Annotated in this window: 26 protein-coding genes; 23 read left to right on the top strand and 3 right to left on the bottom strand. The window is 68.7% G+C overall.

What is annotated here, in order from left to right; translation table 11 throughout:
• The first annotated feature begins 217 nt into the window (after window positions 1–217).
• The 5 genes from ACZ6O2_RS06995 to ACZ6O2_RS06975 all read left to right on the top strand — a co-directional run bounded on the left by ACZ6O2_RS06995 (window position 218) and on the right by ACZ6O2_RS06975 (window position 4,186).
• Window positions 218–1,087 carry a hypothetical protein gene (locus ACZ6O2_RS06995; protein WP_466022271.1) on the top strand — a complete coding sequence of 290 codons (870 nt, stop codon included), beginning with the start codon at window positions 218–220 and terminating at the stop codon, window positions 1,085–1,087.
• Window positions 1,029–2,294: a helix-turn-helix domain-containing protein gene (locus ACZ6O2_RS06990; RefSeq protein WP_466022270.1), complete on the top strand. Its 1,266-nt coding sequence runs from the start codon at window positions 1,029–1,031 to the stop codon at window positions 2,292–2,294. Before ACZ6O2_RS06995 ends, ACZ6O2_RS06990 begins: the two co-directional genes overlap by 59 nt.
• Window positions 2,295–2,736: 442 nt before the next feature.
• Window positions 2,737–3,075: a type II toxin-antitoxin system RelE/ParE family toxin gene (locus ACZ6O2_RS06985; RefSeq protein ID WP_466022269.1), complete on the top strand. Its 339-nt coding sequence runs from the start codon at window positions 2,737–2,739 to the stop codon at window positions 3,073–3,075.
• 131 nt (window positions 3,076–3,206) lie between these two features.
• Entirely contained in the window at window positions 3,207–3,680 is a 474-nt protein-coding gene (locus ACZ6O2_RS06980; protein WP_466022268.1) for a helix-turn-helix domain-containing protein, read from the top strand.
• Window positions 3,677–4,186: a hypothetical protein gene (locus ACZ6O2_RS06975; RefSeq protein ID WP_466022267.1), complete on the top strand. Its 510-nt coding sequence runs from the start codon at window positions 3,677–3,679 to the stop codon at window positions 4,184–4,186. The genes ACZ6O2_RS06980 and ACZ6O2_RS06975 overlap by 4 nt, the downstream gene beginning before the upstream one ends.
• A 553-nt stretch (window positions 4,187–4,739) precedes the next feature.
• On the opposite strand, the gene ACZ6O2_RS06970 is transcribed toward ACZ6O2_RS06975, so the two are convergent.
• Together ACZ6O2_RS06970 and ACZ6O2_RS06965 are read right to left on the bottom strand one after the other, a co-directional pair.
• The gene (locus tag ACZ6O2_RS06970; protein ID WP_466022266.1) at window positions 4,740–5,291 is read right to left on the bottom strand and encodes an NUDIX domain-containing protein; all 552 of its coding nucleotides are present in this window, start codon (window positions 5,289–5,291) and stop codon (window positions 4,740–4,742) included.
• A 10-nt stretch (window positions 5,292–5,301) separates the two neighbouring features.
• Entirely contained in the window at window positions 5,302–6,633 is a 1,332-nt protein-coding gene (locus ACZ6O2_RS06965) for a helix-turn-helix domain-containing protein (RefSeq protein WP_466022265.1), read from the bottom strand.
• Between the two features lie 219 nt (window positions 6,634–6,852).
• On the opposite strand from ACZ6O2_RS06965, the gene ACZ6O2_RS06960 reads away from it, so the two are divergent.
• From ACZ6O2_RS06960 to ACZ6O2_RS06885, 16 genes are all read left to right on the top strand, one after another.
• Complete coding sequence (locus ACZ6O2_RS06960) at window positions 6,853–7,173, top strand: hypothetical protein (RefSeq protein ID WP_089021118.1); 321 nt, start codon at window positions 6,853–6,855, stop codon at window positions 7,171–7,173.
• A gap of 231 nt (window positions 7,174–7,404) precedes the next feature.
• Entirely contained in the window at window positions 7,405–7,833 is a 429-nt protein-coding gene (locus tag ACZ6O2_RS06955) for a DUF3307 domain-containing protein (protein WP_466022264.1), read from the top strand.
• Between the two features lie 26 nt (window positions 7,834–7,859).
• Window positions 7,860–8,042, top strand: coding sequence for a hypothetical protein (locus ACZ6O2_RS06950; protein ID WP_334607474.1), 183 nt, complete (start codon window positions 7,860–7,862; stop codon window positions 8,040–8,042).
• A 109-nt stretch (window positions 8,043–8,151) separates the two neighbouring features.
• Window positions 8,152–9,090 carry a hypothetical protein gene (locus ACZ6O2_RS06945; protein ID WP_466022263.1) on the top strand — a complete coding sequence of 313 codons (939 nt, stop codon included), beginning with the start codon at window positions 8,152–8,154 and terminating at the stop codon, window positions 9,088–9,090.
• A gap of 80 nt (window positions 9,091–9,170) precedes the next feature.
• On the top strand, window positions 9,171–10,037 hold the full coding sequence (locus ACZ6O2_RS06940) for an FtsK/SpoIIIE domain-containing protein (RefSeq protein ID WP_466022262.1): 867 nt from the start codon (window positions 9,171–9,173) through the stop codon (window positions 10,035–10,037).
• Entirely contained in the window at window positions 10,034–10,243 is a 210-nt protein-coding gene (locus tag ACZ6O2_RS06935; protein WP_466022261.1) for a hypothetical protein, read from the top strand. Before ACZ6O2_RS06940 ends, ACZ6O2_RS06935 begins: the two co-directional genes overlap by 4 nt.
• Before the next feature lie 88 nt (window positions 10,244–10,331).
• Complete coding sequence (locus ACZ6O2_RS06930; protein ID WP_466022260.1) at window positions 10,332–10,772, top strand: DUF6197 family protein; 441 nt, start codon at window positions 10,332–10,334, stop codon at window positions 10,770–10,772.
• Complete coding sequence (locus ACZ6O2_RS06925) at window positions 10,769–11,068, top strand: hypothetical protein (protein ID WP_466022259.1); 300 nt, start codon at window positions 10,769–10,771, stop codon at window positions 11,066–11,068. The genes ACZ6O2_RS06930 and ACZ6O2_RS06925 overlap by 4 nt, the downstream gene beginning before the upstream one ends.
• On the top strand, window positions 11,065–11,445 hold the full coding sequence (locus tag ACZ6O2_RS06920; protein ID WP_466022258.1) for an RRQRL motif-containing zinc-binding protein: 381 nt from the start codon (window positions 11,065–11,067) through the stop codon (window positions 11,443–11,445). The genes ACZ6O2_RS06925 and ACZ6O2_RS06920 overlap by 4 nt, the downstream gene beginning before the upstream one ends.
• Window positions 11,445–11,732, top strand: a complete 288-nt coding sequence (locus ACZ6O2_RS06915; RefSeq protein ID WP_466022257.1) for a hypothetical protein — start codon at window positions 11,445–11,447, stop codon at window positions 11,730–11,732. Before ACZ6O2_RS06920 ends, ACZ6O2_RS06915 begins: the two co-directional genes overlap by 1 nt.
• A complete protein-coding gene (locus ACZ6O2_RS06910; protein ID WP_466022256.1) occupies window positions 11,729–12,499 on the top strand; it encodes a hypothetical protein in 771 nt (256 codons plus the stop codon). The genes ACZ6O2_RS06915 and ACZ6O2_RS06910 overlap by 4 nt, the downstream gene beginning before the upstream one ends.
• On the top strand, window positions 12,496–12,765 hold the full coding sequence (locus ACZ6O2_RS06905) for a hypothetical protein (protein ID WP_466022255.1): 270 nt from the start codon (window positions 12,496–12,498) through the stop codon (window positions 12,763–12,765). Before ACZ6O2_RS06910 ends, ACZ6O2_RS06905 begins: the two co-directional genes overlap by 4 nt.
• Window positions 12,765–14,570: a replication initiator gene (locus ACZ6O2_RS06900; RefSeq protein WP_466022254.1), complete on the top strand. Its 1,806-nt coding sequence runs from the start codon at window positions 12,765–12,767 to the stop codon at window positions 14,568–14,570. The genes ACZ6O2_RS06905 and ACZ6O2_RS06900 overlap by 1 nt, the downstream gene beginning before the upstream one ends.
• 30 nt (window positions 14,571–14,600) lie before the next feature.
• Window positions 14,601–14,870, top strand: coding sequence for a helix-turn-helix domain-containing protein (locus tag ACZ6O2_RS06895; protein ID WP_466022253.1), 270 nt, complete (start codon window positions 14,601–14,603; stop codon window positions 14,868–14,870).
• Window positions 14,870–16,141: a tyrosine-type recombinase/integrase gene (locus ACZ6O2_RS06890; RefSeq protein WP_466022252.1), complete on the top strand. Its 1,272-nt coding sequence runs from the start codon at window positions 14,870–14,872 to the stop codon at window positions 16,139–16,141. The genes ACZ6O2_RS06895 and ACZ6O2_RS06890 overlap by 1 nt, the downstream gene beginning before the upstream one ends.
• Window positions 16,142–16,486: 345 nt before the next feature.
• Entirely contained in the window at window positions 16,487–17,302 is an 816-nt protein-coding gene (locus tag ACZ6O2_RS06885) for an HAD family hydrolase (RefSeq protein ID WP_350701827.1), read from the top strand.
• 102 nt (window positions 17,303–17,404) lie between these two features.
• Here the strand turns inward: ACZ6O2_RS06885 and ACZ6O2_RS06880 are convergent, their stop codons facing one another.
• Window positions 17,405–18,151, bottom strand: a complete 747-nt coding sequence (locus tag ACZ6O2_RS06880) for a Fic family protein (RefSeq protein WP_466022251.1) — start codon at window positions 18,149–18,151, stop codon at window positions 17,405–17,407.
• Between the two features lie 262 nt (window positions 18,152–18,413).
• Here ACZ6O2_RS06880 and acs point away from each other — a divergent pair, with 262 nt between their 5' ends.
• Window positions 18,414–20,378, top strand: a complete 1,965-nt coding sequence (acs, locus tag ACZ6O2_RS06875; protein WP_466022250.1) for an acetate--CoA ligase — start codon at window positions 18,414–18,416, stop codon at window positions 20,376–20,378.
• 269 nt (window positions 20,379–20,647) lie between these two features.
• A complete protein-coding gene (locus ACZ6O2_RS06870) occupies window positions 20,648–23,440 on the top strand; it encodes an immune inhibitor A domain-containing protein (RefSeq protein ID WP_466022249.1) in 2,793 nt (930 codons plus the stop codon).
• The last annotated feature ends 329 nt before the right edge of the window (window positions 23,441–23,769 follow it).

Here is a 23,769-nt window from a genome sequence, read left to right as displayed (position 1 = left end):
TCGGTTGTGCCGGATCTGTGCCCGGCCCTGAACCCGTGGACGCCGGCAATGCGATCGCTGACGGCCCGGTACGCAGGCCCGCGAGCGTCGATCGGCCGATCGAGGGCTGTGACGGTGGCATGGGCTTCTGCTTCCGTGCTGTACGGCGACCAGGTCGTGACGGACCTTCGGCCCCCCACCGGGGATGCGGTCTCAAGCTGTCGGCTGTTGCCAGTTGGTGGCGGCCCTCGTCGCGGTGCCGACCCGTTGGGCCAGCGACACGCCGAGTGGGGCCGGGATGCGCAAAAATAAAGTACTGGTGGTAGCCTCCTGCGTGGAAAGAAAGCCGAACCGCCTGGAGGGCGATATGCCGCAGGAACCGCCGGTGTCGTCGTGGGTCACTCAGCACTTCGGTGATGAGGCCCGCGAGGTCCGGCAGTTGGTCGCCGACGCTCTCGCGCAGTCGCAGAGCCGGGCCGTCTTGATCCAGCACATGTCCGGCCTCCCGGGGAAGCAGCCCTTCGGGGGGATGTGGCCGAAGACGCACCAGGAGATGGAGAACAAGCTCCGCTCCATCCCTGGCGCTAGGCGCTATCACCCCCCGAAGGCGCCCTACAACCTGATGGTGGTCAACAACCGCCTCCTCCTGCCCTTCCGGCATGCGGACACCGTCTCGAAGCCGGTCAGCCAGGCCAGGCTGAAGACGAAGGTGGCCAAGGAGTTGTCGGCCATCCTCGCCGCCGCTGCCCCCGCCGCCGACCTGTTCAGTTTTCTCGGCAGTGACGTTGGCGCTGTCGAGGCACCGGTGCTGAACCGTCCTGAGTTGCTGCACCTCGACCCGCAGACGAAGGTCATCTACGTCCCGTTCGTCTCGAACGCCCACTCCGGCTTGATCAAGGCGTGGTGGGGCGAGGCCCGCGTGCATCCGGACGGGGCCCTCATCTGGTCCTCGGATCCGGAGGAACTCCCGGCCGGACACGTCGCGAACGTGGATTCGGAGATCTCCCCCGCGTCCACGCAGCAGACGATCGCCTCGCCGCCGCGGTTCGATGAGGATGAGCTTCCCTCGCTCGGGTTCCCGGATGAGCTGGGTGACATCGCCCTGTAGTCAGGGAGCCAAACTGCAACTGGATCGGCTGAAGATGAAGGATTTTGAGCAGCTTTCGCTGGTGCCGGCTGGTCGCCCGGGGCGGGGAATGTCCTCGCCCTCGGGCGTCGCCGACGCCTTTGATGCAGGGCGCCTTACCCAGGCGCGCCAACTGAAGGGTCTTACCAAGAGCAAGTTGGCAGACAGGATCGGCGTCACCTCGGCCGCCGTCGGGCAGTACGAGCTTGGCCTAACTCGGCCTCGCCCTGAGCTGATCGAGCGCCTAGCCCAGGCCCTCAATGTTCCTGCCACCTTCTTCCTGGCGGGGCGGCCCCATGCTCGCCTTGATGCCTCTATGGCTCACTTTCGAAGCCTCAGGGCAACTCGGTCTTATCAACGAGCAAAGGCAGTCTCATACACCGAGCTGGTTTGGGAGCTCGCCAATGCCCTAGAGAAGCATGTTCAACTGCCGCTAGTTGACATCGTCCTCGACTCGCGACAGGAGTCGGTGAGGCGAAGTCCACGAGACCCACGAGCCGTAGCCCGGGAGCTACGTGCTCGTTGGGGCCTAGGCAATAAGCCCATCTCTCACCTGGTTCGACGGATGGAGTCTCATGGCATCGTCGTAGCCACACCGCCAGCCGATCCAGATTCGTCCACCGTCGACGCTTTCTCGACATCGGCGACACCCCGTCCGATTGTTGTCCTCACTCCTAACAGAACAGACAATATCTATCGTCACAGATTCAGTGCCGCACACGAGTTAGGACACCTCCTATTGCATGGAGATGTCGCGCCAGGAGATCTGCAACAAGAGCGAGAGGCAGATGCGTTCGCCGCCGAGTTCCTGACACCAAGGGAGGGCATACTTCCCCAGCTCCCACCAAGAGTTGACCTGGGGCGACTAGCGGAGTTGCAACTAACGTGGGGCGTCTCTGTGAAGTCTCTCCTGTATCGCTCACGGGAGCTGGGACTGCTATCGGACTCCGCCACGAGCCGCGCTTACCAACGCCTGCAGGCTGTAGCCAACCAGCCAGGCTTCCGCGGTGACTCCCCAGCGGGCTACCCGGGCGAACAGCCGGCGATGCTTGCTCACGCCTTCGAATTGGCTAGTAGATCTGGTTTGACGGTGGGAGCGTTGGCAGAGGAGCTTGCGTGGCCGTCATCGTGGGTCCGAGAGATGCTCGGCATGGCGCAGATGCGGCCAGTCCTGAGACTTGTGAAGTGAGGTGACGCGCCGCGAGGCGCGCGAACAAGAGGTACCAAGCTGGCGTGTCGGGCGGTGACTCCTTGGAACGTAGTCGCCGCCCGACCCAGCAGATCCAAACGTGGCGGTCCGCGTCCAGCAGCCCCAGCAACCGGCTGTGGACCACGACTCAGGCTCGTGTCGCACATCGGTCAGCGGCGGCGGCAACCGCTAGCAGGGGCCGCTGAGCAGTTGGTTCAGCTCCACCCATACCGGTGAATGCGTTCTTTTCGGACATGACCTCTACAGTCAGGGTCTCAACGGGTGTGAACAAGGCTCAGCTACGCATGGCTGCGGTACTGTTACTGCACTCACTGACTTGACTGTCTCTTGTCGATCGGAGACCTGCGTGCCGCGACCCAGGAACCGCCGGAGCGATGATGCTTCGGCGAAGACCCCGGAGCCGCCGCCTGAACGCAGGTGGTTGTGGTACCGCCTGGAGGTCACTGGACGATCCAGGGCGAAAGAGGAGTTCGACAGCCTGCCGGCCGCAGGGAAGGGTCGTCTGCTCGCCGTCATCCAGCGGCACGTCGCCGGGGAGGGTCGGCGCAAGGACGTTGATCACCTGGGTGGTGGTATCTACGAGCTCCGGACGCGTGTGGGCAATGATCACTACCGCGTCTTGTTCTCGAACTGGGGCCCTCACTGGGTTGCCCTCACGGCGTTCTACAAGAACCAACAGGCCACGCCGAAGCAGGACAAGGAGCGGGCTGAGGACCGCCGGGACCGCTGGGAAGGCAAGTTTGGCAAGGCGCCGCGCTGAGGCGAAGCCAACCTGTGACGTGCTAAGTGGCCCAAAGCTATAGCACGCCCACCAAGATCCGGCTAGCATCGGGAGTAACCGATAACGCTCCATACTCGTTGTGGGCTACGGTGAGTGATTGGAGAGCAACCGTGGGCGGGGTCAAGGATCCGGACATGTCGGCAACTCCGTTCGATAGCTCTGTTTTCGAGGACGACTTCGCCGCTTACCTCGCGAATGCGACCGAGAACCCCGAGGTTCGCGCCGCATACGAGGACGCCCAGGAAACCCACCGCATCTTGGATAGCCTCGTTGGGTTGCGCCGCGCGCTTGGCCTTACGCAAAAGGCCGTCGCCCGCCGCATGGGCATCAAGCAGCCTGCCGTGTCCGAGTTCGAGAACGAGGCAAGCGATCCTCGGATTTCTTCCCTTCATCGGTACGCGCGCGCGGTCGAGGCACGAATCAGAATCACCCTGGAAATGCCGGCCGATTGCGATTGGGTCTCGCCTAGCATCTCCGCGTACAGCGCAGAAAAGCCCGCTTTGGTTGATAGTAACGTGCCGATCAAGCGTAGCAGCATGGCTCGCGCGTGGCGTTCCAAGTCTGAGTGGGACTTGACTGCATGAAGATTTCGGATGACATCGACCTGTACGCCGCACAGCAGGCGGCAGCACGGGTAGCTGCAAGAGTCGAGATCCGAGACGTCAGGCTGTTTAGTTCGACTGTTGAGCTGGACAGCTTCCCGTCAACTGGGAGTCGGCTCAAGTGGTCCTTGGACACTGATGTTGCTATCGAGCGCGAAGAGGATGCGTTCATCCTCAGGAGCAAGTATTCACTTGCGATTGCCGAGGCGAGGGAAGCCGCTCCGGATTCGGGTGATGATGGCAATGCCGACGGGGAAGAGGGGCGAGTGGCGGACCTTTCCTTCGAATTCGCGGCATTGTTCGATCTTGAGTTGCGGGACGGCGACGAGCCGGTGGAGGATGGTGAGCTCCAAGCATTTGCCATAACCACCGGCCAATTCGCCTTGTATCCATATGCTCGCGAGTACATCTATGACGTCACCGGACGACTGGGACTTCCGCCGCTGACTGTCGGTGTTCTAAGCCTGCCGACTCGACGCGATTCATAGAGGCCACGACTTTCCATCCCGTCTGCCGTCGACCCGCCCTTTGGGGAGCGGGCCGCCGCCCGGCCCGCCACGTCAAGCGGACCTTGACGGCTCGTACGGGCGCTGGCGGGTCGGGCGGCGGTCTGCTCGGCTCGCCCGGGTCGATGGCAGGCGGGATGGCTCCCACCGCAACCACCCACGGACCGCGACCCGCCGACGGAGCCCCGGCCATCCTGGAGCCGGAGCGCCCCCGCCGGAGGCGCAGTAGCCGAAACCCCGCGACCGCCCGAGCTCGCCGGCGCGGCCGGCGTGCCCTTCCCTACGCCGCGCGGGCCGCGCGGCCCGGCCGGCTGCCGGCCCACCGCCCACCGGTCAGCGGCCTGTCGTTCTGCGGCGGCCCCTTGGGCTCCCCGCTTTCGCGCCAGCCGCCGGGCGTGTTGCGTGGCCGGAGTCGGAGCGCCAGCGCAGCGACGGACGCGCGCCCAGGCGGCGGCGCGTGCGGCCCGTTCAGGGCCGCCTTGAAGACGTACAGAAAGTTTGAACCACTTCGCCGGCAGCCGGCCGCCAGCCCCAGCTACTGGGACCGGCCGAACTCGGCGTAGTGCGGCTGGTCATCGTCGAGTGCGTCGAGCGCAGCTCGTACCCGGCGCGCCATGGACGGTCGGAGAAGCGGCACCGCTTCGTCGTAGGCCAGGAACCGTAGACCTTTGAGTTCGTCGTCGGTCGGCTTGAGGGCAGCGGCCTGGTCCTCGTCAAGCTGCCCTCCGTCGAAGATGAACATGATGCCGTCGGGCCAGACTCCGTGAGCCGGAATCCAGTCGACGACCAGCAGCCGATTGACAGGAAGGTCGAGGCCGATCTCTTCGCGGATCTCCCGGCGACACGCGGCCAGCGGCGATTCATCGGCGTCGGCCACGCCTCCCGGGATGTCGAGGAACGGCTTGTACCCCGGCACTACAAACAGCACCCTGCCGCCGCGATCACGGATCAGGGCGCCGCCGGCCACCCGTTTGCGCGGCAGCCGCCCAGCGATGCCTGGGTTGAACTCTCGTTCCGGCTCGCCCTCAGCGAGGAGGTCCTCGGCCAACGTCACGGCCTTACCGTACTGAACTCCGAGCAGGGTCATGTCATGCACCTCAGCTGGCCAGGAGCAGGTCGGCACGCTGTTGGAAGTTCCTGACGGCGGCTTGCCGTTCGTGTGGTGCGAGCTGCTGTCGAAGCTGTGTCAGGTGCTCTCGGGATCGATGAGACGTCTGTCCAGCGGCCGATTCGACTGCCGTCGTGGCGAAGGCTGTCGACTGCTCGATGTCGCCGTCAAGGAGTGCCACACGAGCCAGCTGGACGGCACCGTAGACGCGGCGGCGGGCTTGGTCCTTGGTGTTGTCCCAGACCAGTTGCAGCATGGGCCGAGCTTCCTTGGCCTTGCCCAGCTCGACCCAGCACGTGCCCGCGTGACTGGCGAACAGCACCTCACTCCAGTGCCCGCTCCATTCGGGGCCTTCCCCTGGGACGACCTGGTTGAAGCTCTGCTCTGCACGAAGCAGCGCCGCGGTGCAGCCCGCTTCGTCGCCTTGGGCGGCAAAGGCTCGTGCTTCGAAAATGCATGCTTCGGTGACTGCCACCGGCATGCCGGCCCGGGTGCTTGTGTCCCGGGCAACCTGGGCGAGTCGGAGTGCCTGGTCGGGTCGGCGAAGGTACAGGGCCTGGTCAGCCATGCTGGTCAGAACGTAGGCCGCATAAGCCTGGTCGCCGGCGGCCTCCGCGAAACGCAGTGCCTGGATGAAGTATCGCTGCGCCAAAGAATGCCGTGACGTGTCGTAGGCCATCCATCCGATCAGCTCACACAGAACTGCGGTCGCGCTGAACAGTTCCCGCTCAATAGCTGCCGGCTTCGTCGCATGAAACTTTGGAATGACGCGGTCTCGCAGGTATCGCACTGCCATCATTCGGCAATGCTCGCCACCGAATTTCCGGTCAAGACCATCAAACGTGCTAGTCATTGCTCGGACTTCGTCTACATCTTGCGGAGAGACTGATCCGCCGCGAGTCGGGAGGTCCGTCACCGACGTGCCAAAGAGCCAGTCGAGGCAAGCTGCGTTCAGCGCGTCCGGCATGTATTTGCCGAGGGTCACGGCGGTGTGTTTCATGTCGTCGAAACGCGTCAAATCGCCGAGGGTCGACGCGGCCTGGCTCAACGAGGCGCTGTAGGTGAGGCCGATGTCAGAGCGGACTCGGTCCGTACCGCCACTGAGCCCCAGCTCGGCAGCGTCCCGCGCGTATGCCTCGCACAGCAGAGAGCGGTACGGGTCAGACGCGTCTCGTTCGCCGCTTTCCCACGCTGAGATCATGCGTAGCAGGCTGGCCCGTGTCGCCAGTGAGTGCCGCCCCTGCGCCAGCCGCTCCAGTTCGTGGGCCAGCCGCGCTTTCGACCAACCCTTGTCTTGTCGCGCTTGCCGTAGCGGCGTCATGAACCATCCCCGATCGGTACGCAGACACAATTCGCCCGATCCACCATGCCCTATTTGTTGTGCCGATTGCAAGGGGTGCGTCACCCCTCGTCACTACCGGCCATCCCTCGCCATGTGCATCCTGTCCCGCCACCTGCTCGGGCAGCCCGGCATGCGCTTTTCTTGATGCACGGGTGAGAGACACCCGGGGCACCCAAGCCCTCTGCCAAAGGAGCAGACATGAAGCTGTACGTGGACACCCAGAGCAAGCAGGTCCAGGTGACGAAGGACCCGGAGCCGAAGAACGACCAGAACGGCAATCAGCGGTCGGAGAAGAACACTGGCCGGCTCATGTGGTCGACCCAGGTCTTCGTTCTCGACGAGACCGGCGGCGAGATCATCACCATCACCACGGCGGGTGAGAAGCCGGGCGTGACGGTGGGACAGCTCGTCGCTGTCGAGCAGTTGGAGGCCATTCCGTGGGCGACCAACGGGCGTAACGGCGTCGCGTTCCGTGCGATCTCGCTGAAGCCGAAGGCTGGTAACTCGGCGGCTAAGTAGGTTCCTCGCTCACCCGTGCTGTGTGAGCCTCTGGTGTCGTGCGTGAAGCGGCCTGATGGTCCGCTGATCTGATCCATCTTCGGTCCGGGAGTGTTTCTGGCTCCTACTCTCCCGGCCCTGGCAACCGATGGTTGCCCTCTCGATATGGCGCGGGGTCGGTACTGGCTCCTACACCTGCCGGCCCCGCCTGCCCTTCCAACCCGTCTGCCCTCGACATGGGGAGTGGTTGTCATGCTCGTTTCCGCTGTCGTGTTCGCCGTTGTCGCGGCGACGTTCTCCGCCGGTCACCAGGTGGCCGATCACGTGTTCGGCCAGTCCGACAAGCAAGCCGCCCACAAAGCCGCTCCCGGCTGGCACGGCTGGCGTCACCTCCTAGGCCACGTGCTGGCCTACCACCTCGTGGTGGCGGTCATGCTGGCCGTCGCCATCGCCGCGCTGGATCTGCCCGTGACCGCCCTCGGCTTGAGCGCCGGTCTGGGTTTCTCGGCCGTGTCCCACGCGCTGCTCGACCGGCGTTGGCTGGTGCGTTGGCTGCTCATCCACACCGGCAGCCCCGACTTCGCCGACCGGCAGTCGCCGATCTGCGGCATGTACCTGGCGGACCAGTCCCTGCACTCGGCGTGCCTGTGGGTGTCCGCCCTGCTCGTCGCCTGCCTCTGAACTCTGACACCGAAGGAGGCCACTTCATGGCCCGCAAGTTCATCTTCGCCACCGACCCGAACGGCCGTAGCCACGAGGTGAAGGCCGACCCGAAGCACATCGACCGTCAGAAGCGCGACCTGGAGCGCGCCGGCAACGAGGTCGTCGTCCTCGACGAGGACGAGCGCATCCGCATGGGCCTGATCGCCCAACAGCTGCGTAACCGCTGACACCCAGTCAGCTCAGGAAATCGAGCGCGGGGCCGGTACTGGCTCCTACACCTGCCGACCCCGTGCTCTCCAACCCATCCACCCCAACTCGCGATTGGGAGGACGTGTCGTGTCCAAGTCTAGCCCTCGCCGCTCGTTCGGACGGAAGTCCAACGGCACCATCACCGTCATCGAGGCCAAGGTCCACCGCTCCTCGGCCCGCAACGCCCGCTTGGCGTTCATCCTCACCGCCGTCATCACCGGCATCCTGACTGCCGCTGTGGCGACCTCCTACACGCACCCGATCGTGGCCCTGTTCGTCGCCGTCGCCGTCGGTGTGCCTCTCGGCGCACTCGCCTGGGTCCTGGTGCGTATCTGGCCGGTGCTGCGGCTGCTGTGGTGGTGGCTTCCCGAGATCGTTTTGACGGTCCTGACGCTCACCTTCTGGGTGCAGCTGGCCAACCACACCCCAGCGGTCGTGACCCTCGTCGTCGTCGCCCTGGTCGTCGGCGTCCCCGCCGCCATTCCCACCATCCGCCGCCAGGTGGTGGCGTGGGCGTGGTGCCTGATCGTGCGCCACCGGCTGCGTGTGTGCTTCGCGCAGTTCATCATCGCCAACCAGTCCGGCAGCCTGCCACTGATCCTCTGGGCCCGCCCCACCCCCGTGGGTGAGCGGGTCTGGGTCTATCTGCGCCCCGGCCTGTCCATGGCTGACCTGGAAGGCCGCCTCGACCGCATCGCGGTCACCTGCCACGCCGCTTCTGCCCTTATCGAGCGGGCCTCCGACCGCAACGCCGCCTACCTGCGGTTCGACATCAAACGCCGCGAGGTCCTCACCGCAAATGTGGGCTCCCCGCTGGTCGACGTCATCAACCCGGACACCCCGGCCGCCGACCGGCCGACGCCGGTCATCCCGACCGCCCTGGACCTACCCGACGTCGACGCACCCACCATCACCCTGCCCACCCAGGGCAAGCCGACCGAGAAGAAGCCGGCCACCACCGCCAACGGCAGCAAGCCCGCGGCTTCCTCGTCGACCGACGCCGACGACGTCTCCGACTGGATCTAAACACCCGACCCGGACGCGAGGAGCCCTACGGGCTCGTTCGTGTGGTTCCTCGCGCCCACCACGCCCAAGGAGGGCACAGCATGACTACCACGGCACCCGCCCCGACCGCCGGGGTTCCGGTGGGGCCTGGCCTGTCGATGTTCGACCCCATCTTCGTCGGCATCGACGAGTTCGGTCAGCCCGTCTACATCACCCTCGCCTACCGCAACCTCCTCGCCGGCGGCGAACCCGGCGGAGGCAAAAGCGGTCTGCTCAACTGCATCGCCGCCCACGCCGCCCTCTCCGTCGACTCCCGCCTCGTGCTGCTCGACGGCAAGCTCGTCGAGCTGGGGCAGTGGGAAGACTGCGCGGACGCGTTCATCGGCCCCGACATCACCGAAGCCCTCGCCGTGCTGCGGCGGCTTCAGGTCGTGATGAACAACCGCTACGCCTGGCTCCGCGCCCACGGGCGCCGCAAGCTGACCGCCCTCGACGGCCTGACGGTCATCACCGTCCTCGTCGACGAAATCGCCTTCTACTCCGCCACCGTCGGATCGAAGCAGGAACAGGAAGAGTTCGTCGCGCTCCTGCGTGACCTCGTCGCCCGGGGCCGCGCCGCCGGCATCCCCGTCGTGGCCGCCACGCAGCGGCCGTCCTTCGACATCATCCCGACCAGCCTGCGGGACCTGTTCGGCTACCGGGCCGCGTTCCGCTGCACCACCCCCAACTCGTCCAACATCGTGCTCGGGCACGGCTGGGCAGAGCAGGGCTACTCCGCCACCGACATCCAGCCCACCAACCAGGGCGCGGCGTACCTCATCGCCGAAGGTGGCGTTCCCCGCCGTATCAAGGTCGCCTACCTCACCGACGGCCAGATCGCCGGCATCGCCGACTACGCCGCCTGGATCCGCCGCCCCGCCGGCCTGACCACCCCCGCCACCACGGCAGACCTGGGGGTGGCGGCATGACCACCCGCGAACGCGCCTACGCCAAGGCGAACAACCAGCGGGCCGCCCAATACACCGAGATGTGGATCGTCGGCACCCCTGAGGACCTGGCCGTGATGATCCAGGCCGCCGCCCACACGGGCCGGCTCGTCTACGTCTCCGCACCCCACCAGATGGGCGGAGACGACACCCGCCACCGCCGCTACCTGCGGCTCCGCTCCAACTGATCGGCCGACAAGACCAGTAACCCGCCTGGCAGCAGAGCTGGTCCTGCCGACCACCAACCAACAGCCCTACCGAAAGGACGTGGCTGCCATGAAGGCTACCCACAACCCACCCACCGCAGAACAGGTCAGCCCGGCTGACCTGCTGCGGATGGCTGCCCTCTACCTACGCCGGCACGGCTGGCACCAGGGCACCTACTACGTCCCCACCGCCGACACCCCCACCCCGCCGGCCTGCGCCGTCGGGGCCATCGGCATGGCCGCCGCCGGCCGCCCTCTCCTTCACCCGATCCTGCTCACTCAGGCCGACGAGGACACCTACCACCGCGCCATCGCCGCGCTCGTCGACTACCTCGACGACTACGCGCCGGTCTTCCACGTCGACGAAGACGGCTACCTGCTCGACGAGCACACCTCCCCGTACTCGTGGAACGACGACCCGGCCCGCACCGCCGAGCAGGTCATCACCGCCCTCCTGGCGGCTGCTGACGAGTGGGAGCGCCTCCACACCCAGGGAGGCGAGAACCGATGAACACCGTCAAGAAGACCTTGACACCGATTCGTCCGGTGCAGCGGCGTCGGGAGGTCGTCGAGAACGACGAGTTCGCCGCCTTCGCACGGCGCATCATCCGCGCCCACGGCCGCCGAGTCGCCACCGGCGACGTCGAAGCCCTCCGCGATCTCACCGCCCTGTCGGCGGTCATCGATCAGGCCATCACCGAAGCCGTCGTCGGGCTGCGGGCCTTCGGCTACTCCTGGGCCGAAATCGGCCAGCGTCTCGGCATCTCCCGGCAGGCCGCCCAGCAGCGCTGGGGAAGCCAGTCATGACCGCCATCGCTGAGGCCTCCATCGGTCTGGCCGTCGAGTTCTACGACCCGGCCGGCACCCGCTACGGGTTCCCCACCTTCCCCTACCTCACGGCACCCGCCGGTCTGGCTACCCGCCGGCAATTGCGCGCCGCCGGCCTCCGTCCGGGCGGTCATGACCCGGTTGCGCAGATCCTCTGGCGGCGCGGCAAGCGCGTCGCCTACCTCTACCGCCTCGACCTCGCCCAACCCAAGCGGGTCGCTACGCCCGCGCAGCGGGAGGCCATCGCCAAAGCGCTTCGTGCTCGCCGGACCTGCCGCCTGTGCGGGCTGGTGCAGCCCTACTACATCCCCCGCCGTACCGGCGGCTGCCTCGACTGCATCCCTGGAGGTGCCTGATGACCACCACGACCGTCAACGCCGCCGCCGAGCAGCGAATGACTCCCGACGACTACGTCGTCACCACCATCGCCGCTGACTTCGCCGACCACGGCCAGGCGGCCCACCGGGCGTTCCTCGCCGGCTACTACGCCGAGTCGATCCGCATCATCCACCAAGCCCACCTCACCGACTGCACCGTCGCCGAAGGCGACGCCTGCGCCACCTGCAACGCGATCCGGGGAGGCCTCGTCGGTCTGCTCGCCGCGCAGCGCACCGACACCACCGGCCGAGGTGAGCAGCCGTGACCCGCGCTGACCACACCACCGGCACCCGCGTCGAGAGCGTCGTCCTGGTCCTCATCCTCCTCACCGTCGCCGGCTTCGCCGGTGCCGCCTCCTTCACCCACGTCAAGGACTGGACCCTCGCCAACTCCCCTGCCGGGACCGGGGAGTGGTTCGGCTGGGCCAACGCCGTCATCTCCGAGCTGGTCCCCATCGCGGCCTTGCTCACCATCCGGCGACGCCGCCGCACGGGTGCGCCGATCGGCTACCCGCTGTTCCTGCTCATCGCCGCCGCCGGCCTGTCCCTCGCCGCACAGTTGGCGGTCGCCAAGCCCGGCCCGTCCGGGTGGCTCCTCTCGGCCGTCCCGGCTCTCGCCTTCATGGCCCTCGTGAAACTGGTCCTCGCCCCGACCCCCGCACGGTCGGAGGACACCACGCCGGCCGCCAAGCCGGCCGAGCCGATCCGGGTTCAGGTGGCCGAGCAGGTGACCACCGAGCCGACACCGCCGGCTGCCATCGCCCCCGCTCCCGAACCGACTTCTACCCCGGCCACTGAGCCGGTCCCGGCCGTCGAACCGACCCCGGCTGTGGAGCCGGAGCCCGTCATCGTGCCGGTTCCTGAGCCGGTCGACGTTCCTACCCACCTGCTGCCGATGGCTCGGTTCGCCGCTGTGCAGCACGAGCAGTCCACCGGTCAACCGATCACGCCGGCCGAGCTGGCCGACCGGCTCGATGTCGCCCCGGCTGTCGCCGGGCAACTCCTCACCACCCTGACTGGTGGTGCCCGATGACCATCCACGCCGTCGACGTCGTCCACATCCTGCACACCTGCCCGGCCCACCCTGAGCCACACCCGTACGACGTTCGCCGCACGCTCGTCGACGTCACTCCCGGCGGGCCCTGCCGGGCACCGGTCACCATCCGCTGCGGCAATACCACCGTTCAGATTCCCTGTCACCGGCACGAGCCGGCCAAGCGCCAGTGCGGCGCCTGCCGGGTCATCGTCACCGAACGCACCATCACCACCCGCACCCCGGCCCCTGGGGTGTCGGCTTGATGGCGTCGACGCTGGACCTCACACCCCGTGCCTCGGCCCGGGGTGTGGGCTCGAACGCCGACACCACCCCGCCCGTATACGGCTACACCGCCGCCGGGTCCGCCTTCGAGCGCGCCACCCGGCCGGACTACTTCGGCTGGCTGGAACACGTTCGGGCCGCCGCCGGCTGCACCCGCCCCATCCGCCTCGCCGGCCAGTTCCTCACCGTCGAGCAGAGCACCGGCCGGGTCCTGGACCAGCGGCACACCGACGGCATGCCCGACGCCGCGATCTACACCGCCTGCGGCAACCGACGCGCCACCGTCTGCCCGTCCTGCGCCCACACCTACCAACGCGACGCCTACCAACTCCTGCGCGCCGGCCTCGTCGGCGGCAAAGGCGTCCCCGACACCGTCGCCACGCATCCGGCCGTGTTCGCCACCTTCACCGCCCCGTCCTTCGGGACGGTCCACGTCCGGGTGGTCAGGCGGCACACCTGCGGCAATCGAAAGCGCTGCGACTGCCGCGCTGAGCCGTGCCACGCCCGCCGCGCCGACGACCCGGCCGCCGGCCGCTGCCCCCACGGTCAGCCCGCCGTCTGCTGGACGCGGCATGAGGCCGGTGACGCCGTGCTTGGTCAGCCGTTGTGTCTGGACTGCTACGACCACGATCACCAGGTCGTGTGGAACCTCTACTCCGGGGAACTGTGGCACCGCACGAAGCAAGCCGCGGAACGCTTCCTGGCCAAGCTTGCTCGCCGCCGAGGCATCCCCCGCGTCGAGGTCGTCACCGCCTCCGGCAACATTCGCACCGTCCCGCCGGTCCGGCTGTCGCACGGGAAGGTGGCGGAGTTTCAGGCACGCGGGGCGGTCCACTTCCACGCCCTGGTCCGCCTCGACGGCGTCCACCCCACCGACCCCACCGCCGTCGTCCCACCCCCGGCCGGGTTCACCCTCGCCGACCTCGACGACGCGATCCGCCACGCCGTCACCCAGGTCACCTTCACCACCCCCAGCCACCCCGACCGGCCCGACGGCTGGCCCATCGCCTGGGGCGACCCGAGCAAGGGCCTCGACATCCGGCCGATCAGCCTCACCGGTGGTGGTGAGGTCACCGACAGCATGGTCGCCGGCTACCTTGCCAAATACGCCACCAAAAGCACCGAGGTAACCGGGCACCGCTCCGTCAGGCTCGACGCCGATTCGATCGGCGACTACGCCGCCCCGGACGGCGACCACACCGCCCGCCTCATCGACGCCTGCTGGCGCATCGGTCGACCCACCCACACCCCCCGGCCCCTGTCCGAGCGGCCCCGCGACCCTCGGCCCCGACCCGGCTTCGTCCAGCCCTGGGAATGCCCCGACTGCGGCACCCACACCCGCTACGCCGCCTGCCCCGTCTGCGTCGCCGAGCGTCAAGCCAGCCTTGACACCGAATCAACGAAACCGGCCAGCACCAACCCGTATGCCCGGCTGCGGCGGTGGGCGCACATGCTCGGCTTCGGCGGCCACTTCCTCACCAAAGCCCGCCGCTACTCGGTGACCTTCCAAGCCCTGCGCGACACCCGCGTCAGCTTCCGCCGGCACGAGGACCAGAACCACGAGCATCCCGCGCCCGGTGGCACTCCCGTCGACCACCTCGACGACGACACCACCCTCATCGTCGGCACCCTCACCTTCGCCGGCGTCGGCTGGCACACCACCGGAGACGCACTCCTCGCCAACACTGCCGCCGCCATGGCCAGAGAGCGACGAACCACCGGCCGCGAAGAACTCGCCCACGAACTCGCGACCACCCCGGCCGGCACCGCGCCGGCTGCCGCCTGACCCAAACAGACCTGAGGAGGTCACCCCGTCATGAGCACCACCACCCGCACAGGCTCCGTCGTCCGACTGATCCCCCGCTCCGGCGGCACCGCCGTCGAGCCAGTCACCTACACCGTCCGGGAGGTCGCCAAGCTGCTCGGCATCTCGCTTGGCAGCACCTACGCCCTCGTCCGCGACGGCACCATCCCCGCGACCCGCCTCGGCGGCCGTTGGCTGATCCCCCGTACCCGGTTCCACGCCTGGCTCGACGGCGTCACCGAACCGGCCGCCACCGGCACCACCGACGGACGGAGGCGCTGATGGGCTTCGTCCGCAAGACTCCAGCCGGCACCTTCCGCGCCTGCTGGCGCGACCCAGCTGGGTCACAGAAGTCGAAGAGCTTCCGCACCAAGCGGGAGGCCAACGCCTTCCTCGCCGAGGTGGAAGGCAGCCTCAACCGAGGGACCTACGTCAACCCGCATGCCGGCCGAACCCGATTCGGCGACTTCGCCGAGCAGTGGCTCGCCACCAGGACCGTGGAAGCTCGGACCGCTGAGCGAACCCTGTCCATGCTCCGGGCTCATGTCCTGCCGAAGTGGGGTGACTGGCCGCTCGGCAAAGTCGACTTCATGTCGGTACAAGAGTGGGTGACCGGCCTGAGCCGCGAGCTCGCGCCAACCACGGTCGCCAAGTGCTACCAACTGCTGTCGATGATCCTCCGTACGGCCGTTCAGGCGCGGCTGATCGCCACCAACCCCGCCGAAGGCGTGAAGCTCCCGCGTGACCGGTCCCGCGACGTCAGGCCCGTCACGATCAGCCGGGAGGACTTCTTCGGCAAGCTGCTCCCGGCTGTGCCGCCCCGCCACCGCGCGATCGTCTGCGCTGCCGCCGGGGCGGGCCTGCGCTGGGGCGAGTGTGCCGGGCTGACCTGGTCGTCGGTCGACCTCGATCGTGCCCTGTTGCGCGTGGTCCAGGTCGCCGAGGAAACCCACGGCGGCATCGTGCTGCGCCCGTACCCGAAGAGTCGCGCCGGAGTCCGAACCGTGCCGCTTCCGGGCTTCCTGGTGTCCGCGCTGCGCGAACTGCACACGGCGGCCGATAATCCCGACCCACGCACGCTGGTCTTCCGCGACCGGGTCGGGCGCCCACTGCGCCGGTCGAACTTCCGCCGCCGGGTCTGGCTGCCCTCGCTGGTCCGCGCAGGCCTGCTCGGCCAGGTCGTCAACGCCGGCCCGCATCGGTACCGCGCCGTCTGGCCCGACCGGGAGGGCGTCGAGTGGTCCGCCGAGTTCACTACCGAGCGGGAAGCGGTCGCCTGCGTGGCAACGAAGGCTGTCGGCGGGATGCGGTTCCACGACCTGAGGCACGCCTACGCCACCTGGCTGGTCACCGACGGCGTCCCGATCAACCTGGTGCAGCGGGTCATGGGCCACGAGCAGGCGTCCACGACGCTGAATCGTTATACGCACACCCCGGACGACTACGCCGCCCGGGTCCTGGCCGCCTTCGACAGCTCTGCTGCCTCCCTGCTGCCTCCGGCCGAGAATCCGCCCTCCGAGAGCGGCCTCGACGAGGACGGAGACGACCTGTGACCTGCGGCGGAGCGCTCAGGGCGGAAAGGGACGACCCCCGTCGGGGGGAGACGGGGGTCGTCGGGAGGTTCGGCTCCGGGGGGGTCGAGCCGAACCCACTCAGCGGTCACGGGGGGTGCAACCGCCGAGGGCCTGTCTGTTGTGCGAGATGTGAACGCTCGTCGTGCCGACCAGTCTGCCTGAGCGGACCTGTATACGTCGAGTGGTGTCACCTCCACTCCCTGCAAATTAAACTCCGCAGAGTGTGACGGACGTCACGATGAGCGAGGGCGATGTGGTCTGCCCGCAAGTCCGAGGGGTCATCGGACCCCGGGCACCCGCCGACCATAGACCATCCGGCTAGACTTGCGCGCCGTGGGCCGAAGTGCCGCTTTCTTCGATCTGGACAAGACCGTCATCGCCAAGTCGAGCGCCCTGGCGTTCGGTCGGCCGTTCTACCGGGACGGCCTGATCACCCGGCGTGACGTGGTCAAGTCGGCGTACGCGCAGCTGATGTTCCGGCTGGGCGGCACCGACGAGCAGACCATGGCCAAGACCCGGGACTACCTCGCCACGCTCTGCAAGGGCTGGCAGGTGGAGCAGGTCCGCCAGATCGTCGCGGAGACGCTGCACGAGTTGATCAATCCCTACGTGTACGCCGAGGCCGCCGCCCTGATCGAGGAGCACCAGGCTGCCGGCCGGGACGTCGTGCTGGTCTCCGCCTCCGGCGAGGAGATGGTCCGGCCGATCGGCGCGCTGCTGGGGGTCACCGACGTGATCGCCACCCGGATGGGCGTGGTGGACGGCCGCTACAGCGGCGAGGTGGAGTTCTACGCGGCCGGCCCGAGCAAGGTCGAGGCGGTCAGCGAGCTGGCCACCCGCCGCGGGTACGACCTGGCCGACTCGTACGCCTACTCCGACTCGTACAGCGACCGGCCGCTGCTGGAGTGCGTCGGCCACCCCTCGGTGGTCAACCCGGACCGGCAGCTGCGCAGGCTCGCGGTCGAGAACTCCTGGCCGGTGCTGGAGTTCCGGCACCCGATCCCGCTGGGCCGGCGGCTGCGGGAACGCCCGGCCGTCCCGGTCGCCGCGGCAGCGCTGGGCGTGGGCGTCGGCGTGGCCATCGGCATCGCCTGGTACGGCCGTCACCGCCGTACCCGCGCCACCCCCGCTCCCGCCTGACCGGATCCGGGCCCAAGCGAACCGGACCGAAGCGACCCGGACGAAGCGCCCCGGACCGAAGCGACCCGGGGCGTCGAGGCGATCCAGGCCGGGCGGGGCGGGTCAGGCGGCGGCGAGGATCTCGTCGCCGATCGTGGTGAGCTGGTCGGCGCCGACCTCCACGGCCGACATGTAGTGCCGCAGCCAGGACCGCAGACCGTCCGGGGTGCCGGTGGCGAAGGCACCGGCCGAGCCGACGTACTCGGGCTCGCGCTCGCGGTGGCCGACGTCGACGGCGAGCAGGCCGCGCGGGTCGAGCCCGCTGGACAGCAGCACCAGCCGGGCGGCGCCGCGGGCCACCACCCCGGACGGCCCGGCGAAGGGGCGCAGGTTCAGCAGCTCGCCGTGCACGACGGCGGCCAGCACCAGCGGGGAGACCTTCGTGCCGCCGGCGACGAGCCCGGCCAGCCCGTCCAGCCGCGCGGCGACCACCGGGTCGGCCACGGGCCGGCCCAGCTCGGCCTCGGTCACCACGTCCCGGGCGGCGAGCACGTGCAGCTTGGCCAGCGCCTGCCGGGGCGCCTTCGGCCAGAGCTCGCTCAGCCCGGGCAGCGCCCCGGCGACCCGCAGCGCGCCCTGGACCACCGGCTCGGTCACGGTTCCGGCGCGGACGGCCTCGCGCTCGTGGGCGTACCCCTCGAGGGCGGCGCTGGCGACCGCGGACCGGAGGCTGACCTCGGCCGCGACCTGGCCGCCGTGCCGGCGCAGCGCGCGGTGCCCGAGCGCCTGGTCGAAGCGCTCGCGGGCCCGCTCGACGGCGGGAGCGATGTCGGCGAGCGCGAGCAGCGGGGCGAGCGGGTCAACGGTCACCCCGTCACGCTATCGACTGCGCGACGCGACCCGCCGACGAGCCGTCGGGGAGCGACCGCCGCCACCCCTCGCTTGTGGTGGCAGGGGCCTTTCCTCGACGGAAGGCGCCGACAGGGTGCCCCTTTTGGCATCCGGGTGGCCGTCCGGCGCGCGGCGGGGGCCGCTCGGCGCGAGTTGGCCGGACCGGCAGCCGGACGACGGGGGGTCCCGACTAACCTCGTGCGGGAGACGCAGGTCACCCCGAACGACGAGGGAGCACGGCATGAGCGAGGCATTGGCCAATCTGTTGAACGAGACACGCCAGTTCCCGCCGCCGGCAGAACTCGCCGCGAACGCCAACGTCACCGCAGACGCGTACGCGGAGGCCGACGCCGACCGGCTGGCGTTCTGGGAGCGGCAGGCCGGGCGGCTGGCGTGGGCGCGGCAGTGGGACCAGGTGCTCGACTGGTCGAAGCCGCCGTTCGCGAAGTGGTTCGTCGGCGGGCAGCTCAACGTGGCGTACAACTGCCTGGACCGGCACGTCGAGGCAGGCCTGGGCGACAGGGTCGCCATCCACTGGGAGGGCGAGCCGGGCGACACCCGCACCATCACGTACGCCGACCTGCACAAGCTGACCTGCCAGGCGGCGAACGCGCTGACCGACCTGGGCGTCACCGCGGGCGACCGGGTGGCGATCTACCTGCCGATGATCCCGGAGGCGGCGGTCGCGATGCTGGCCTGCGCCCGCATCGGCGCGACGCACAGCGTGGTCTTCGGCGGCTTCTCCGCCGACGCGCTGACCAACCGGATCCAGGACGCCAGCGCCAAGGTGGTGATCACCGCCGACGGCGGCTTCCGCCGGGGCAAGCCGTCCGCGCTGAAGCCGACCGTGGACGAGGCGGTGGCCAACTGCCCGTCGATCGAGCACGTGCTGGTCGTGCGGCGCACCGGCGAGGAGGTCGCCTGGTCGGCCAAGGACCACTGGTGGCACGAGACGGTGGAGACCGCCCCGGCCGAGCACGCCGCGCAGCCGTTCGACGCCGAGCACCCGCTGTTCATCCTCTACACCAGCGGCACCACGGCCCGCCCGAAGGGCATCCTGCACACCACCGGCGGCTACCTCACCCAGACGGCGTACACGACCCACGCGGTCTTCGACCTGAAGCCGGAGACGGACGTCTACTGGTGCACCGCCGACATCGGCTGGGTCACCGGGCACTCCTACATCGTCTACGGTCCGCTCTCCAACGGCGCCACCCAGGTGATGTACGAGGGCACCCCGGACACCCCGCACAAGGGCCGGTTCTGGGAGATCGTCGACAAGTACAAGGTCAGCATCCTCTACACCGCCCCGACGCTGATCCGCACGATGATGAAGTGGGGCGAGGACATCCCGGCCGGCTACGACCTCTCCTCGCTGCGGCTGCTCGGCAGCGTGGGCGAGCCGATCAACCCCGAGGCGTGGATGTGGTACAGGCAGCACGTCGGCCGCGGTGAGCTGCCCATCGTGGACACCTGGTGGCAGACCGAGACCGGGTCCGTCATGATCTCGCCGCTGCCGGGCGTGACGGAGGCCAAGCCCGGCTCCGCGATGACGCCGCTGCCGGGGATCAGCGCCGACGTGGTGGACGACCAGGGCCAGTCGGTGCCGAACGGCGGCGGTGGCTACCTGGTGCTGCGCGAGCCGTGGCCGTCGATGCTGCGCACCATCTGGGGCGACGACAACCGGTTCATCGAGACGTACTGGTCGCGGTTCGAGGGCATGTACTTCGCCGGGGACGGCGCGAAGCGGGACGACGACGGGCACATCTGGCTGCTCGGCCGGGTCGACGACGTGATGCTGGTGTCCGGGCACAACATCTCCACCACCGAGGTCGAGTCGGCGCTCGTCTCGCACCCGTCGGTGGCCGAGGCGGCGGTGGTCGGCGCGACCGACCCGACCACCGGGCAGGCCATCGTCGCGTTCGCCATCCCGCGCGGCGCCACGGACACCTCCGGCGAGGCGGGCGAGAAGCTCATCGCCGACCTGCGCAACCACGTGGCGAAGACCCTCGGCCCGATCGCCAAGCCGCGGCAGATCATGCTGGTGCCGGAGTTGCCGAAGACCCGCTCCGGCAAGATCATGCGCCGCCTGCTGCGGGACGTGGCCGAGAACCGGTCGCTCGGCGACGTCACCACGCTCCAGGACTCGTCCGTGATGGACCTGATCTCGTCCGGCATGGGCGGCGGCAAGTCCGACGAGGACTGACGGCAGGCGTACGACCCGATGGGTGGCGGTCCCGCGCGGACCGTCACCCATCGTCATTTCTTACGGGTAAGCGACGGACCGGATGCGCCCTGTCACATCAGTCGGTCGGGGGAACCGGGAGAAGCTGAACGGACACAGGCGGGCGCGGACCCCTGTCCTTCGCCTGATTTCTGATTTAGGTTCACGCAGGCCGAGTCGGTTCGATGGACGTCACATCGATGGGAGGCCGGCCGGCTTCCTCCCTCCCCATGCCCGAGAAATGGAGCGGCATGAACAGAAATCCGCAACCCGGGTCGCGTCGACGCCTACTCGTCGCGCTGCCCGCCATCGCCCTGGCGGCCACGTCACTGACCGTGACTGGCAGCTCGGCGGCGGCACAGTCCGGCCCCGCCCGAGCCGTCATCGGGGCGGACGAGTACTACATCAACTACGCCGAGCCGGCCGTCCAGCCGGACAGCGCCGGCCGCGAGGTCAAGGGCAAGGGTGGTGTCTACGCCCCGGCGGTCGAGGCGGCGCGGGCCTACGACCGCAAGTTCGCCCGCGGCAACCCGGTCACGGCACGGGAACTCGCCAGGACCGAGGCCGAGGCGATCAAGACGGGCAAGAGCCCGCGGCAGATCAAGCAGGCCAACGGCACCCAGACGGCGAAGCTGCTCACCCTGCTGGTCGAGTTCAACGACCAGGCCAACGACGACTTCACCGACGTCATGGTCCCCAAGACGGTCTTCGAGGACCGGAGCTGTGTCCCCGGCACCGTCCAGAACGGACCCCTGCACAACAACATCCCCAACCCGGCGTCCCTGTCGCGCGAGGACAACAACTCGATGTGGGTGCCGGACTTCTCGCCCGCGCACTACGACAAGATGCTCTACACCAAGGAGGGCATCACCGAGCGGGTCCGCCCGGACCTGACCGGGCCGGACGGCAAGCCGGGCATCAGCCTGGCCGGCCGGACCATGCACAACATGTACCTGGAGATGTCCAAGGGCGCGTACACGGTCGACGGGCAGGCCAGCCCGTGGATCAAGGTGCCGCACTCCGAGGGCTGGTACGCGGCCTCCCGCTGCTTCCAGGACGAGAACGGCAACTGGGTCGCCGGCCGCGAGCAGGCGATGAACGGCCACCCGGACAACCCGCAGGGCGCGGGCCGGCTGGCCACCGACGCGATCGCCACCCTCGCGCAGATGGACCCGAACTTCCCGTGGGCCGACTACGACATCGAGGACCAGGGCGACCGCGACGGTGACGGCAACGTCTTCGAGCCGGACGGCGTGATCGACCACCTCGTGCTGGTGCACGCCGGCCAGGGCAAGTCCCGCGGCGGCGGCGCCGAGGGCATCTACGCCGTCTGGGCGCACTCGTCGTCGATCGCCGGCGGCTACACCATCCCCGGCACCAACCTCCAGGTGTCGAACTACATCGTGCAGCCGGAGGACGCCGGCGTCGGCGTCTTCGCCCACGAGTTCGGCCACGACCTGGGCCTGCCGGACCTCTACGACACCTCGGGCAACGCCGACTCGGACGTCGACTTCTGGGACCTGATGGCCTCGGGCTCGCACTCGGGTGAGATCTTCCAGGCGCTGCCGACGCACATGGGCCTGTGGGACAAGTGGGTGCTCGGCTGGGCCGACCCGCTGACCCTCGCGCCCGGCGCCGACCCGCGCTCCGTGCAGCTGGGTCAGACCTCGCGGACCCCGGTCGGCACCAAGGACGGCATCAAGATCAACCTGCCGAACAAGGTGATCACCCTGGCCACGCCGCACAGCGGCGAGAAGATGTGGTACACCGGCGCCGACCAGGACTGGGCGGACGTCAAGATCGCCCGCCAGGTGGCCGTGCCGGCGGCGGCCGACGCGAAGTTCTGGATGTGGAACAACTTCGTCATCGAGGCCGACTGGGACTACGGCTTCCTCGAGGTCTCGACCGACGGCGGCGCCACCTGGACCGAGCAGAAGGTCTACGACTCGACCGGCAAGCTCGTCACCACCAACGACGGCTACGCCGACCCGAACGGCCGGATGGTGGACTTCGGCAACAAGAAGTACGGCCTCACCGGCAGCACCAACGGCTGGCGGCACGACTACGTCGACCTGTCGGCGTTCGCCGGGCAGACCGTGCAGGTCCGGCTCCGCTACGCCACCGACGAGGCGTTCGTGGAGCGCGGCTGGTTCGCCGACGACTTCTCGGTGACCGGCGGCGGCGCCACCACCTGGAGCGACGACGTCGAGAGCGGCACCAACGGCTGGACCGCGACCGGCGGCACCTTCGTCGACACCACCGGCCCGGGCTGGCGCATCGACAGCGGCACCTCGACCCAGGCGCACTACTACCTGGCGGAGTGGCGCAACTTCGACGGCTTCGACAACGGCCTGAAGTACACCTACGACACGGTGTACTCGCACGAGGCGTGGAAGGTCGACAAGGTCTCCTACAACGCCCCGGGCATGCTGGTCTGGTACCGGGACACCGCGCTCGGCGACGTCAACCACGTCACCGGACAGCTGACCTCGCTGCCGAGCTACGGCGCCAAGGGTGGTCTGCTGATCGTCGACTCGCACTTCGACCCGTTCCGCCGCACCGGCGAGGCGGCCGTCAAGGACCCGTCGGTGCTGGACAACCTGCCCAGCCGGCCGCAGTCCGCCAACGCGGCCTTCTCGCTCAACCCCACGTACCCCTTCCGGGAGTGCCTGGAGGCGGAGGACGAGCCGTACAGCGAGTACTGCACGAACTTCCCCGCGCAGCCGGCGGTGCCGGCCTTCACGGACGCCAAGGGCTGGTACCCGGGCATCGAGATCCGCGACGGCTCGGCGTACGCCCGGGACAGCGACGCCTCGGTCGTCATCCCGTCGAAGGGCAACGCGCCGTACACGACCCGGGTCACCAACCCGGACGGTACGCCGGCGCCGGCCTACTACGGGGTCACGCTGGGCGGCGGCGCCATCGTGCTGGGTACCGGCAACCCCGGTGACCAGGGCGTGGCCTACGGCGTCACCATCACCATCAAGCACACCGCGAAGGACAACTCGTACGCCACGGTGTACGTCACCCCGGCGACGAACTGACCCGAGGGTCGGCCGACGGGACACACGGCGGGGCCCGTCCGGAGCACACTGCTCCGGGCGGGCCCCGCTCGTCGTGTCGTCCGCGATCCGCGCCGACTGCTCCTGTGACGATTTCCGACCCCCGGGCGCTCCCCGAAGGGGACTTCATAACTCCGGTCACGCAAAGTGATCGTGGCCAAAACGTAACGTGAACCGACGTCGGTTCAACGCGCCCTTTGGTCGGCATTTATGCGCATATGCAGGTCGCCGGACGCGATCCCACCAGGTATTTGACCCGTGACAAGCGCGCGTCCCCTCTGCCAGGGTGAGTGGCGCATCACATGACAGCC

The sequence above is a fragment of the Micromonospora sp. NPDC048040 genome, assembly GCF_055587185.1.
Note: the sequence above shows the minus strand (reverse complement) of the source record. Positions and strands in the feature narration are given on the sequence as shown.